This window comes from Actinokineospora diospyrosa (assembly GCF_024171925.1).
Classification (GTDB): Bacteria; Actinomycetota; Actinomycetes; order Mycobacteriales; family Pseudonocardiaceae; genus Actinokineospora; species Actinokineospora diospyrosa.
In genome coordinates, this window is record NZ_JAMTCO010000004.1 from 1 (window position 1) to 12,712 (window position 12,712).

The window sequence follows — 12,712 nt, forward strand, 5'->3', positions numbered from 1 at the left end:
CCCCCACACAAAACAGGTCCACCCCATCGAGCATTTGGCACCAGCGAGTCCGACTGTCCAGGCGCTGGGAAGGTGGGCTGGGGCGGACCTGACGGAAGGCCAGTTGGCACCGGCGGATCCGACTGTCCAGGTGTTGGGAAGGTGGGCTGGGGCGGACCTGACGGGGCGCAGGTTGGCACCGCAGGGTCCGAGTGTCCAGGTGCTGGGCTGGCAGGGTCGGCGAGGGCGGGCTGGGATGGCACCGGCCGTTCCGGGTGTCCACGGGCTGATCAGGTGGACTGAGGCGGACCTGACGGGGAGCGGGATGGCACCGCTAGGTCCGAGTACCCAGGGGTTGGGGGTGGCACCAGCTGTTCCGAGTGTCCAAGGGCAGGGTTGCGAACCGGGGCCGAACCTGACGGAGGGGCGGAGTGGCGCCGGTGGGGTTCGAGTGCGCCGGGGTCGTGAGTGGGGAGCGAGGTGCCAGGGTCGCCCGTGTGGGGTGGGCTCGGGGACTGCGAGCTCGTGTGGTCGAAAGAGCGGAGAAGGGAGCTCAGCCGGTGAGGGCTAGGGCTCGGCCTCGGTCTCGCCACCAGTGGTCGTAGGCGGCGTTGCAGCCTTGGCGGCGTTGGAAGGCGGCGACGACTTGGGCGTGGATTTCTTCGATGTGGGCTTCGACCGTGGAGGCTGGGCGGTAGTAGAGGCGGAGTTCTTGGGCCAGGGGGTGGTCGTCGATCGCGCGGATCGCTATGGCGCCGGGGTGGTCTCGGCTGGTGGCGAGGGCTGGGCCGATGGCGAAGCGGGCGGTGACCAGTTCCAGCATCGTGGCCAGGCACTGGGTGCTGTGCGGTTGGTCCAGCACCACGCCGTGGTCTCGGCAGACCTGGTTGACGTAGGTGCCCCAGCGGGTGGTGCCCGGGGGTTCGTCGACCCAGGGGTGTTCGGCGACGTCGGCGAGGGTGATGGTGGGGAGGGTGGTCAGGGGGTGGTCGTGGGCCATGGCGATGAAGACCGGCTCTTCCGGGTGCACGACCACGCTGCGGACGCCCTGGGGTAGAGGGAGGCCGGACAGGGGTGCCCGGTACACCAGCGCCAAGTCGAGGGCGCCGATGGCGACCTTGTCCACGCTGATCCGCTCATCGATGTCCTCTTGGACACTGACGCCGGAGCACCAAGGCTGATCATGAAGCCAACGGCTGACCTCTATGTGTAAGAAGCCGCAGTAGCCGCCTACGCGTAGAGGGTCCGATGGCAACCCGCGCCTAGACCACTCCCCCACTCTGTCGGCGATGGCAGACATGCCAGCGAGAACGACCCGGGCCTCGTTAAGCACCTCCGCGCCCAGTGGCGTTGGGAGACAGCCGTACTCGGCGCGGAAGAACAGGCGGCCGCCGATGTTGCGCTCTATGCGTTGCAGCAGACCGGACAGCGCCGGTTGGGACATGCCGAGGCGGCGGGCGGCCTGGGTGAGGCTGCCGGTGTCGTCGATGGCCGCCAGCGCGCGCAGGTGGCGGATCTCGAGCTCCACGGTCCCTCCGCATCCCCACCGCGGCTGGTCCGGCGGTTCAGCGACGGTACCTCTCCCCCGCGCGTGCTGTGAAGGGGTGCACGACGCGCCGCGCACCCCTTCACAGCCCTGCCCGGTGGCTACGGCGTGTCCACCGCCAGGGTGAACGGGCCGGAACCACCGTGGGCCCGCACCCGCCACCGGGAGTACTCGCCGGTACCGGTGTGGTCGGCGCTCACCCGGTCCGCCGGTGACGACCGGGGGTCGAGGTGGCGCGAACCCGCCGGTCGGTCCCGTCCCCGGGCGGTCGCGGCGGCACGCGACGAGGACCGGTGCAGCGGCGCTCAACAGGGCGAACGCGGACTCGGGCACGCATGGGGGCTCCTCCGTGCGGGGGCGGCCCCGCCGGGAGCGCGGGCCCCCGCGGCGGGTGAACTGACGGTAAACCGGGTGTGAGCAGGGCGAACAGATCACAGATCGGTATAACGATTCCCACGATCACAGCCGACACGATCGGAGTAGCGAGCCGAACCCGGTTCGGCCGACGGAGATCATCAGCACTAGCCTGTTCAGGTATGGCGGGCGTAGAGGAGATCCGTTCCTGGATCGCGGTGGCCACGGAGAAGGCGCGGTCGGGGATCGCGGCGATCGCGCAGGCGAGCTTGGAACTGGACGAGGCGCGCGGCGCGTTGGCGACCGCCAGTTCCGGGCAGGCCCCCGCCGAGCTCGCCCGCTCGCAGGGGCTGCTCGCCGAGGCGGAGCGGGCGCTCGGCGACGCGCGCGAGGCGTTGTACGCGGGCATCTCCGCCGCCGAGGGATACCTGGGCGGACGCTGACCAGGCCGCCGCGATCGGCTTCACTTGATCGGCGGACCACGCCGGTCCGCGCGGGAACGCCGAGGACACCACCCGTCCGCCCTGAGCACATCCGCAGCACACACGCACGAGTACCGGCCGCAACGAGCTGATGGGGTCCCACGATGCTGGGTAGGCGGGAGCGCAGACAGCGCGCCGAGAACGCGCTGGCGCGGCTGCGTTCGGTGCTCGGCCTGGCCCTGGGTGCCGCGGTGGGCGGGCACGAGCAGGCCCTGCTGCACAAGCGGCAGTTGGAGTTCGAGCGCGCGGTGCAGCGGATCGGGTTGGCCAAGGCGACCCGGGACCGGGAGATCGCCGAGCAGTTGACCGACCCCGCGTTGGCCCCGGTGTGGGAGCGGATCACCCGCGAGCGCGACGACAGCTACGCCGAGTGGCGCCGCGACGGGCTCGGCGCGGTGCGCGAACTGGTGGCGGCGCACACCCCGGGCCCGGCGGGTCAGCCGTGGCAGGAGTGGCTGGGCACGCTGGGGACCGACCCCGGGGTGCGCTCGCCGCGGCTGTGGCGGATCGGGACCGCGCACGTGGAGCACGAGTCGCCCGAGCACGGCTTCCCGCTCGCGGTGCCGCTGCTCGAGCACGCGCACCTGCGGCTGAACTCCGCGCGCGGCAACCGGACGGCGGTGGACTCCATCGTGGAGACCCTGCTGCTGCGGCTGCTGAGCACGTTCACCCCGGGCCTGGTGCGGCTGCACCTGTGGGACATCGGGCACCTCACCGGTCCGCTGCCCAACCTGCACCCGTTGACCGCCGCCGGGTTGCTGGTGGTGCACGACCCGACCCGGCTCGACGACCTGCTGGCGCTGCTGGCCGGGCACATCCGCAAGGTGCACGCGAACGCGTTGCGCGCGGGGCGGACCACGCTGAAGGACGCCTGCGCGGCCGCCGGGCGCCGGGTGGAGCCGTGGCGGGTGGCGGTGCTCTTCGGCAACGGGGAGCGGTTGGATGAGGAGCAGTACCGGGAGTTGAACCGGATCGCCCGCACCGGCCCGGACGCCGGGGTGCACCTGGTGCTGGTGGACATGCCGGTGTCGGCGAGCAGTCCACTGGAGACGGTGACCTTCACCGACGCCGAGCAGGCGAGCTCCAGCATCACCGGGCCCGGTGTGGTGGTGCGCGCCGACCCGCCGGTGTCGGCCTCGGTGGCCAGCCGGGCGGCGGCGGCGATCCGCGACGACATGGTGGTGCGCCGCGGGCGGCCGCGCTCGTTCATCGATCTGCTGCCGCGGGTGCTCGGGCAGGAGAGCTCGCGCGAGGAACTGCGCACCGTCATCGGGTTCGACGAGGGTGACCCGATCGAACTGGTGCTGGGCGACGCGACCCCGCACGCGCTGGTGGCCGGGCCGAGCGGGTCGGGCAAGACGAACCTGCTGTACGCGATGCTCGGGGGGCTCGCCGCGCGGTACTCGCCGCGCGAGCTGGAGCTGTACCTGTTGGACTTCAAGGAGGGCGTGTCCTTCGCCGGGCTGACGCCAGGCACCAAGGACCCGAGTTGGCTGCCGCAGGCGCGGCTGGTCGGGGTGAACGTCAACACCGACCGCGAGTTCGGGTTGGCGCTGCTGCGGTACCTGTCGCAGGAGTTGGCCAGGCGCGCGGAGGCGGCCAAGCGCCAGGAGGTCACCAAGCTCGCCGAGTTGCGCGACGCGGAGCCGGAGGTGAGCTGGCCCAGGGTGGTCGCGGTGATCGACGAGTTCCAGGCGCTGTTCTCCGGGCGCGACCAGATCACCCAGCAGGCGGCGGCGCTGCTGGAGGACGTGGCGCGGCGCGGGCGGTCGCAGGGGATCCACCTGGTGCTGGCCAGCCAGGACATCGCCGGGATCGAGGCGTTCTGGGGCAAACCGGCGGTGTACGACCAGTGCACGCTGCGGATCGCGATGCCCAAGGCGAAGCGGGTGCTGGCGCAGGACAACCTGGCGGCCAACACGTTGCCGCGCTGGCACGTGGTGGTCAACCACGATTCCGGTATCTCGCACGGCAACGAGGTCGCGCACGTGCCGGACGCGTCGAGCCGGGGCACCTTCGACGAGCTGCAGCGGCGGCTGTGGCGCGAGGTCGAGTCGAGCGCGCCGCGGTTGTTCGACGGCGCGCACCAGCCGTCGTTGCTGACCACCGCCGAGTTCGCGACGCCGCGCGGTCCGGTGCTGGGGCAGATCATCGATGTGGCCGACCGGGCGGCGGTGCTGCGGTTGGAGGCGGCGCCGGGGCGCAACCTGGCGGTGCTGGGGACCGCGACCGAGGACGCGCTGGCGGTGCTGGCGAGCTCGGCGTTGTCGCTGGGGCGCGCGTACGCGCCCGGCGAGTGCGAGTTCGAGTTCTGGTGCCACGTGGAGTCGTTGCGCGACAACGTGTTGGCGGTCGCCGACGCGCTGCACCGGCGGGGCCACACGGTGCGGACGCGGTTCGACGCGAGTATCGCCGACATGGCCGAGGAGACGTGCCCCGGTAAGCGGTTCGTGTTCTTCTACGCCGTCGACGGGGCGACGCAGTTGTTGGAGCGCAAGGAGGTTGGCGCTGTCCAGAGTGGACTCGACAAGTTCCGGTCGCTGCTCAAGCACGGCCCGGCTGGCAACGTGCACACCTTCGGCTGGTGGCGCGGTGTGGCCCGGCTCAAGGACACCCTCGGCTTCGGCGGCAACGACGACGTCGGCGCGTGGGTGGCCCTGGACGTGCAGGGCTCGGAGCTCAACCAGCTCGCCGCGGGGCAACTGGTGGACTGGTCGCCGCGGCCGCACCGGGCGGTGTTCTTCGACCGGACCACGCACAGCCGCCCGGACGTGCTGATCCCGTTCGACCCGACGAGCGCGCTGGAGGAGCGGTGACCGAGGACCCGGTGGCCCGCTACAAGGAACTGCTGGAGACCGCCCACCACGCCGCCCGCGCGCACTCCGAGCACGAGCGCCGCCGCGCGGTCGACCTGGTCGCCGAGATCAACGCCGCCGACCAGCGGGTCAGCTCGGCCGCCCAGGCCCAGGCCCAGGTCGACGGCGAGATCAACGCCTGGTGGCGGCAGGTGATCACCGCGGCGGGCGACCTGAAGTGGCTGACCACCACCCCGCGCCCGACCCCGGACCCGTCGGCCCGGCCGGAGCAACTGCGCGAGCACCTGCGCCAGATCGAGCCCGCCACCAAGGAGTTCACCACCGCCCTGCGCCGCGCGGTGTGGCCCCGGCGGGTGTGACCGGGTCAGCAGCAGTGCTCGCCGCGCCACGCCCCGCGCCCCTCCTTGACGGCGATGGCGGCGATGACGAGCGCGACGACCGGGTCGGCCCAGGACCAGCCGAACAGCGAGTTGAGCACCAGCCCCGCCAGCAGGACCGCGGACAGGTAGGTGCACAACAGGGTCTGCTTGGAGTCGGCGACCGCGCTGGCCGACCCCAACTCCCGCCCGGCACGCCGTTGCGCGCGCGACAGGAACGGCATCACCAGCAGTGAGGTGGCCGCGAGCACGATGCCAACGGTGGAATGATCGGCGTCCTGCCCACCGAGCAGCGCACGCACTGAGTCGACGGTGACATAGGCGGCGAGCGCGAAGAACGACACCGCGATCACCTTCAGCGCCACACGTTCCCGCGCCGCCGGGTCCTTGCCCGCGAACTGCCACGCCACCGCACTGGCCGACGCGACCTCAATCACCGAGTCCAACCCGAACCCGACCAAAGCTGCCGACGACGCAACAGTTCCCGCAGCGATCGCCACCACACCCTCAACCACGTTGTACGCGATCGTCGCCGCAACCAGCAACCGCACCCGGCGCGCCAGTACGGCCTGTCGGGCGGGCTCGGGGGTAGTGGATGGAACCGCACAGCACGAGCACCCCTCGACTTGGGCCCCACTCATCACGCCTCCTCGGGTTTGTCGTGTGCGCAGGCTTCGGTGGCGTTGACGGCTAGGACGACCTGCACCAGTTCGCTCAAGGCTCGGGCCAGGTGGGCGTCAGCGAGGGCGTAGCGGACTTGGCGGCCCTCGTAGGTGGCGATGACCAGGCCGCAGCCGCGGAGGCAGGAGAGGTGGTTGGAGACGTTTGACCTGGTCAGGCCCAGGTGGGTGGCGAGGAGTGCTGGGTACTGCACGCCGTCGAGGAGGGCGGTCAGGATTCGGCAGCGGGTGGGGTCCGCGAGGGCACGGCCCAGTCGGGCCAGGGCGGTTTCCCGGGTCTCGCACTTCAGCACAGGCGAAACCATACAGTGGCAGCTGAACTAACGTCTAGGCGATCCGGTGGGGGCGGACTACTGAGAGGACTCCTAAGACCACTGCGGCGGCCAAGCCTGCGATGAGGATCCAGGGCCGGGTGGTGCTCGCCCAGTGGGCGATCTCTTGGCGGAAGAACACGCCCGCGATCCCTCCGCCGAACCACAGCACTGGGATAAGAGGGTTGAGTCCGCCGAGAACGACCTCCGCGAAGAAGAGGATTCCGGCAGCGAAGTAGAGCAGGGCCACCTGCAGGTAGTCGTCGGTCGCGCCGAAGGCGAGTCCGGCCGCGCCTAACACGACGAACACCGCGGCGATAACTCGGCGTACTCCGGCGAGGCCTTCTTTCGGCATGGCGACGACTAGGACGATGAGGACGATCGCGGCCAAGGCTAAGAACATCCCCCGGACGGTAGAGACGCGGCCGGGGCGGCGTGGGTGGTTCGGGGCAGATCCGCCCGGACGGCCGCTGGGATTGGGCAGAAAAGGCCCCGCTTCCGGGCCGGGGGGCCGGAAGCGGGGCGGCGGGCCCGCGGTGCGACCGGGAGCATCGGGGTCGCGGGCCCGGGGTGGCCACCTGCCGCGCGGGGTCAGGGCGCGGGGGCGGCGCTGCTGTCTTAGGGCAACGGGCTATCTAGGGCAACGAGCTGTCTTAGGGCAACGGCGTTCTACGGCAGTGGCAGCGGGATCTGGGGGAGCGGGAACGGCAGCGGGATCAGCGGCAGTTGCGGCGGCCGCTGCTGGTCGAGCAGGGCGGCGAGCAGGCGCAGCAGCCCGGGCAGGATCGCGACGACGAAGGCGACCGGGAGGTCGCCCGCGGTGCGGACGAACGCCTGGGTGTTGGCCAGCACGTGCAGCGCGTCCTGGCTCTCGGTGACCTCGCGCAGGTCGGACAGGACCGGGGACAACCGGTCGAGCACGCCGTCGACCTGCCCGGGGCTCGCGGTGGACAGCTGGCTCGCGAGGTGGTCGAGGTCGACCACCGGATCCGCGCTCGCGGGGATGGGCAGCAGGGCCAGGGCTGCGGCGATCACGACGGCACGTGACGCGGGGAACCTCATCAGCGGGGGCGCCCTTTCTGGTCGGAATACGAGGTACTCGGGCTGCCCAAGAGCTAGCAGCGCGCCCGCGCCGCGACCAGTCCGCGCCGCTGGGTGATGGCGCAAGCACATAGCTGAACCTGGGTCCACACCGGACTGGCATAACCGCTGGTCAGCACCATCGGGGCCGGGTGGGCGGGGCGGGAGCGGCCGGTGCGCACGCTGCGCTGCCGCCGACCCCCGCGATCGGCGACCGCCGCGCCGATCGGGTGAATTCGGGCATGTCACCCGACCGTGGGTTCTACCGGGCGACCAGCACGGCCGCGTCGAGGACGGCGACGACGAGCATCGCGTGGAAGGTGGCGCGCGAGCGGGGTCGGCTGCCGAGGACGAGACCGATGGCGGTCACGATCACCGCGAGGCCCAGCGCGATGAAGCCGAGTGCGGTCGGCAGCCCGGCGACCAAGGCGGCTGACGCACCTAGCACCAACAGTGCGGCGGCCACGCGGGAGCCGGTAGGTCCAACTCTGTGCGGTAGGCCCACCACGCCGGTCTCACGATCGTCCACGAGATCAGGAAGGGCGTTCGCGAAATGCGCGGCGCAGCCCAAGAGAGACGCAGTGGCCACAAGCCACCACGGGGGCCAATACGGCGATGGCAGTCCAAGAGTGACGAAAGCGGTCAATAGCCCAAACGACACGGCGTACGGGGCGAACGAGAAGACCGTCGCCTTCAGTCGGAGGTCATACGCCCAGGCGGACACAAGAGCCACGACATGCGCGAGCCCGGCAAGAGGCCCGGACAGGAACGACAGCCCTACCGCCGCCAGAGCACTGATCAGGACCAGAGTCCGTATCAACGAGACAGAGATCTGCCCGAGCGCGACAGGCTTGTCGGTCCGACCGACCCGGGCATCTCTGGCGACGTCAACCAGGTCGTTGAGCCAGCCCACCGACAGCTGCCCGGCCAGCACGGCAGCGGCGACAGCGACGGATCCCCAGGCGGTTTGGCCCAACCCGGCGGCCAAACCCGTTGCGGCGAGGGTCACCGCGACGGCAGGCTCCGGGTGGGAGGCACGCACGACCGGTGTCACTCGGCCCACGGTACGTCAAGCAGAGGGGGCACCTGTGTGCCAGCCTCAGACGGTGACAGCGCTGTACGACGACCTCGCCGCGCAGTGGTGGCGTCCCCGTGGGGCATTCGCGGCGTTGCACTGGCTGGCTGAAGCACGCGCCCACCTCATCCCGCCCGCCCGGCGTCCCGGGGCCGTCTTGGTCGACCTCGGATGCGGCGGCGGCTTGCTCGCCCCGCACATCAGCGCCAAGGGCTACCTACACGTCGGCGTAGACCTATCGCAGGAAGGTCCTCGCCAAGCAGCCGCGCACGGTGTGAAGGCAATTCGCGGTGACGTACTTCGTGTTCCGCTCAAGCCTGGATGCGCGGACGTCGTTGTCGCAGGTGAGGTCCTCGAACACCTGTCAGACCTACCGAGGGCCGTTGAGCAAGCCTGTGGGCTGTTGCGTCCTGGTGGGCTGCTGGTTCTCGACACCCTCGCCGACACGGCGCTAAGCAAGTTCCTCGCGATCACCGTGGCGGAACGGCTGCCCGGGGTACCGCGAGGTGTGCACGAGCCGCACCTCTTGGTGAACCGGGCGGTGCTGGTCGAGGAATGTGCCCGGCACGGTGTTCGGTTGCGGCTGCGGGGTATTCGTCCCGCGGTGCTGGACCTGTTCGGATGGGCGGTGGGTGCCCGCGAAGCGGTGCGGATGGTGTCGGTGCCCACCACAGCCGTTCTGTTCCAAGGGATCGGAACGAAGGAGGGCTGATGGCAATGGTGACCGGGATAGGCGTGGCAACCCCGCCGCAGGTAACGCAAGAGGCCCTATGGGAGGGCTACTTCCGCGCGCACACCGGCGGGGGCGGCCTCGCGCGACGCATCTTCGCGAGTGCGGGTGTGCGTACCCGGCACACCGTCGTCGACCCGGCCACCGAGGACATCTCCGGGTGGTCGACCGCGCGGCGGATGGCGCGCTTCGCCGAGCAGGCGCCGCCGCTGGCCACCGCGGCGCTGGTCGACGCGCTCGCCGCCGCGGGCCGCTCCCCCGCCGACCTCGGCATGCTCGCGGTCGTGTCGTGCACCGGCTACGGCACGCCGGGGGTGGACGTCGCGCTGGCCGACGGGCTCGGGCTCGCGGCCGACACCCAGCGGCTGCTGATCGGCCACATGGGCTGCTACGCGGCGATCCCCGGCCTGGGCGCGGTGTCCGATTTCGCCACCGCGCGCGGGCTGCCCGCGGCCCTGGTGTGCGTCGAGTTGACCTCGCTGCACGTGCAGCCGCCGGACGGGGACCCGGCGCAGGTGGTGGCGCACGCGCTGTTCAGCGACGCCGCGGCTGCCGTGGTCGTCGAGCCGGACGCGCCGGGGTGGGAGCTGCTCGACATCGCCGCGCACACCGACACCGACAGCCGCGACCTGATGACCTGGCGGGTCACCGACCACGGCTTCCGGATGGGCCTGTCCGCGCGGGTCCCCGACGTGCTGGCCCGCGCGGCGCGGCCGGTCGTGGAGAAGATGCTGGCCCGCAACGGCGCCGAGGTCGACGACGTGGCGGGGTGGGCCGTGCACCCGGGTGGGCCCAAGATCCTGGACACGGTGCGCGACGAGTTGGGCCTGGACGAGGCCGCCCTGGCACCATCTCGGGCGGTGCTGGCCGAGCACGGGAACTGCTCGTCGGCGACGGTGGTGCTGGTGCTGCGCGAGATCCGGGCGCGGCCGGGAGATCTGGTGGTGGCCATGGCGTTCGGACCCGGTTTGACCCTCTACACGGCGCTGCTGCGGCGGACCGGGTGAGCACAACCCGCGCCTATCGCGGCGGTGAGCTGGTCGAAGAGGACTTCCCACTCGACGGTCTTAGCGACCGGGTCGCCGACGAGGGCACTGTGGTCTGGGTCGACATCGACCACCACGACGACGCCGCCCTGCGCCAGGTCGGCGGCGAGTTGGGCCTGCACGAACTGGCCTTGGAGGACGCGGCGCAGCGGCACCAGCGGCCCAAGGTGGACCTGTACCGCACGCACCAGTTCCTGGCGGTCTACGGGGTGTCGATGGCCGACGACGGCACCCTGAGCACGCACGAGGTGTCGGTCTTCGTGACCGCTCGCGCGCTGGTCACCGTGCACGACGGGTTCGACATGACCCGGGTGGCGCGGCGGTGCGCGAACTCCGTGCTGACCGGCGACCGGGTCGGCGTGCTGCTGCACGCCCTGCTCGACGACATCGTGGACGGGCACCTCCAGGCGACCACAACCCTCGACGAGCGGATCGAGGACCTGGAGGGCGTCATCTTCGAGGACAATCCCGATGTGCGGCGGTTGCAGCGGGAGGCCGTTCGCCTGCGCAGGAGTTTGTCCCACCTTCGCCGGGTAGTCCTACCGATGCGCGACATCATGACCGGCCTGACCCGGGTGCACGACCTGGTCGACGCTGAGCTTGAGCCCTACTTCAGCGACATCCGCGACCACGTCGCGCACGCCACCGAGTGGACCGAGTCGTTGCGCGACCACGTGACGGCGTTGCGCGAGACCCAGCTGACCATCCAGGGCAACCGGCTCAACCTGGTGATGAAGAAGGTCACCGGGTGGGCCGCGATCATCGCCGTGCCGACCGCGATCACCGGCTTCTATGGCCAGAACGTGCCGTACCCGGGCACCGGGGAGCCTTGGGGGTTCTGGATGTCGTCGGGCGTCATAGTGGTGTTGGGCGTGGGCCTCTACCTCATGTTCAAGCGGAAGGACTGGCTCTAAGGGATTCGGCCCGGCGTAGGTACGCCTTGGCGACCTCGGGTTCGTCTGCCGCTTCATAGAGGAGGCAGTACGTGAGCATGGCCATCTCAGCCAACTCCGGGTCGGTGGCGGCCAAGTCGAGATAGCCGCCAACCTTGCGGATGGCCTCGTGGGGGTCGGTCACCATGGGGATCTGGAGTTCGGCGACCTTCAACGCTGCGCGCGGCGACACTGCCGGATGGTTGTACTCGACGACCGCCTTATAGGCATCGACGATCACTTCGGGGTTGAACGCGGCAGTCGCTGAGTGGATCGTGTTCTCGGCGATCGCGTAGGCGGCTTCCGGCGACCACTCGGGATGGTTGGCGGCAACCACTTGGCGGTAGGCCCTGTCGCGCTCGTTCACGTCGTCGGTGAGGCGGGCCAACCGAAGCGCGGCCAACGTGCTCCAGTCCCCTTGGCCGCCAGCGGCGACGGCCCGGTAGAGGGGAGCCTGGATCCAGGGCTTCGTTTCGGCCTCAGCCCGGAGGAAGTCAGCGAGGACAACGGAAGAATCGACCGGCAGGTCTACCGGGGCTTTAACTCGCGGGATGGGCAACGGTGTGCGGGCGATGGCGACAGTGTCGACGGTGTCGTCGAAGGTGCGTTGCGGGGTGGACAGCCCGGCGTCTGCCATGCGGTCGGCGACATGGCTATAGAGGTCGTCGACAGACACATAGCCGTCACCGTCGCGGTCAGGTTGACCGGTGGCTAAGCAGTCGGCAGCGAAACCTGTGAACGGGCTGGGCTCCCCTGCCTTCTCGGCATCCTTGGTCAGCTGCACCGACAGCCCGCTGGCGATGACGAAGACCCCCTTGCCGCCGAGGTGGCGGGGTAGGTCGGGAGCGGCTTTGAAGCCACCGGAGTGGCAGCAGTCGAGCAGCACTACCTTCGCCTTCGCGCGGGAGGCGGTCATCATGTCGACCACGGCGCGGGCGGGGATGCCGGTGGACATGATCCGGTCGGACCGGGTGTCGCGGGCGGCGAGGTGCAGGTTCCCGTGCAGGTCGAGCTTGCCGTGGCCGCTGTAGTAGAGCAGCAACTGGTCGTCGCGGGTGGCCTCGCCGAAGAACTCGTCCAGCGCGATCAGGATGTCGCGTTGGCTGGCGTCGGCCACGACCCGCACGTCGGCGAGCCGGTGCAGGCCGACGCCGGGTGCGGTGAGGGCGGCTCGCAGCACCTCCGCGTCGTGCTCGGGACCGAGCAACGGGGCGAGGCCAGGGTCATCGGGGAACGCCCAATTGGTCACCAGCAGCGCCCTATAGATGCGCTGTGTGGAAGGGGCCAGTGCCATAGTGACCATC

General features: G+C 70.6%; 13 protein-coding genes. 6 read left to right on the plus strand and 7 right to left on the minus strand.

What is annotated here, in order from left to right:
• Window positions 1-532: 532 nt before the first annotated feature.
• Window positions 533-1,507, minus strand: coding sequence for a LysR family transcriptional regulator (locus LV75_RS07170; protein ID WP_253885994.1), 975 nt, complete (start codon window positions 1,505-1,507; stop codon window positions 533-535).
• Between the two features lie 554 nt (window positions 1,508-2,061).
• On the opposite strand from LV75_RS07170, the gene LV75_RS07175 reads away from it, so the two are divergent.
• From LV75_RS07175 to LV75_RS07185, 3 genes are all read left to right on the plus strand, one after another.
• Window positions 2,062-2,322: a hypothetical protein gene (locus tag LV75_RS07175; RefSeq protein WP_253885995.1), complete on the plus strand. Its 261-nt coding sequence runs from the start codon at window positions 2,062-2,064 to the stop codon at window positions 2,320-2,322.
• 143 nt (window positions 2,323-2,465) lie between these two features.
• Window positions 2,466-5,177 (plus strand): FtsK/SpoIIIE domain-containing protein, encoded by a 2,712-nt coding sequence (locus tag LV75_RS07180; protein WP_253885996.1) that lies wholly within the window; start codon window positions 2,466-2,468, stop codon window positions 5,175-5,177.
• Window positions 5,174-5,536, plus strand: a complete 363-nt coding sequence (locus tag LV75_RS07185; protein ID WP_253885997.1) for a hypothetical protein — start codon at window positions 5,174-5,176, stop codon at window positions 5,534-5,536. Before LV75_RS07180 ends, LV75_RS07185 begins: the two co-directional genes overlap by 4 nt.
• Before the next feature lie 5 nt (window positions 5,537-5,541).
• Here the strand turns inward: LV75_RS07185 and LV75_RS07190 are convergent, their stop codons facing one another.
• From LV75_RS07190 to LV75_RS07210, 5 genes are all read right to left on the minus strand, one after another.
• Window positions 5,542-6,195, minus strand: coding sequence for a cation diffusion facilitator family transporter (locus tag LV75_RS07190; protein ID WP_253885998.1), 654 nt, complete (start codon window positions 6,193-6,195; stop codon window positions 5,542-5,544).
• Complete coding sequence (cmtR, locus tag LV75_RS07195) at window positions 6,195-6,527, minus strand: Cd(II)/Pb(II)-sensing metalloregulatory transcriptional regulator CmtR (protein ID WP_253885999.1); 333 nt, start codon at window positions 6,525-6,527, stop codon at window positions 6,195-6,197. The genes LV75_RS07190 and cmtR overlap by 1 nt, the downstream gene beginning before the upstream one ends.
• Window positions 6,528-6,561: 34 nt before the next feature.
• Entirely contained in the window at window positions 6,562-6,948 is a 387-nt protein-coding gene (locus LV75_RS07200) for a hypothetical protein (RefSeq protein ID WP_253886000.1), read from the minus strand.
• Window positions 6,949-7,214: 266 nt separating this feature from the next.
• The gene (locus LV75_RS07205) at window positions 7,215-7,607 is read right to left on the minus strand and encodes an HU family DNA-binding protein (RefSeq protein ID WP_253886001.1); all 393 of its coding nucleotides are present in this window, start codon (window positions 7,605-7,607) and stop codon (window positions 7,215-7,217) included.
• 280 nt (window positions 7,608-7,887) lie between these two features.
• Window positions 7,888-8,679 carry a UbiA family prenyltransferase gene (locus tag LV75_RS07210; RefSeq protein ID WP_253886002.1) on the minus strand — a complete coding sequence of 264 codons (792 nt, stop codon included), beginning with the start codon at window positions 8,677-8,679 and terminating at the stop codon, window positions 7,888-7,890.
• A 52-nt stretch (window positions 8,680-8,731) separates the two neighbouring features.
• Here LV75_RS07210 and LV75_RS07215 point away from each other — a divergent pair, with 52 nt between their 5' ends.
• Genes LV75_RS07215 through LV75_RS07225 form a run of 3 tightly spaced genes read left to right on the plus strand, consistent with a single transcriptional unit; the run spans window position 8,732 to window position 11,390 of the window.
• On the plus strand, window positions 8,732-9,412 hold the full coding sequence (locus LV75_RS07215) for a methyltransferase domain-containing protein (RefSeq protein WP_253886003.1): 681 nt from the start codon (window positions 8,732-8,734) through the stop codon (window positions 9,410-9,412).
• Window positions 9,412-10,437, plus strand: a complete 1,026-nt coding sequence (locus tag LV75_RS07220; RefSeq protein ID WP_253886004.1) for a type III polyketide synthase — start codon at window positions 9,412-9,414, stop codon at window positions 10,435-10,437. Before LV75_RS07215 ends, LV75_RS07220 begins: the two co-directional genes overlap by 1 nt.
• Window positions 10,434-11,390 carry a magnesium transporter CorA family protein gene (locus LV75_RS07225; RefSeq protein WP_253886005.1) on the plus strand — a complete coding sequence of 319 codons (957 nt, stop codon included), beginning with the start codon at window positions 10,434-10,436 and terminating at the stop codon, window positions 11,388-11,390. Before LV75_RS07220 ends, LV75_RS07225 begins: the two co-directional genes overlap by 4 nt.
• On the opposite strand, the gene LV75_RS07230 is transcribed toward LV75_RS07225, so the two are convergent.
• The gene (locus LV75_RS07230) at window positions 11,368-12,702 is read right to left on the minus strand and encodes a caspase family protein (protein WP_253886006.1); all 1,335 of its coding nucleotides are present in this window, start codon (window positions 12,700-12,702) and stop codon (window positions 11,368-11,370) included. The genes LV75_RS07225 and LV75_RS07230 overlap by 23 nt on opposite strands.
• Window positions 12,703-12,712 lie beyond the last annotated feature (10 nt).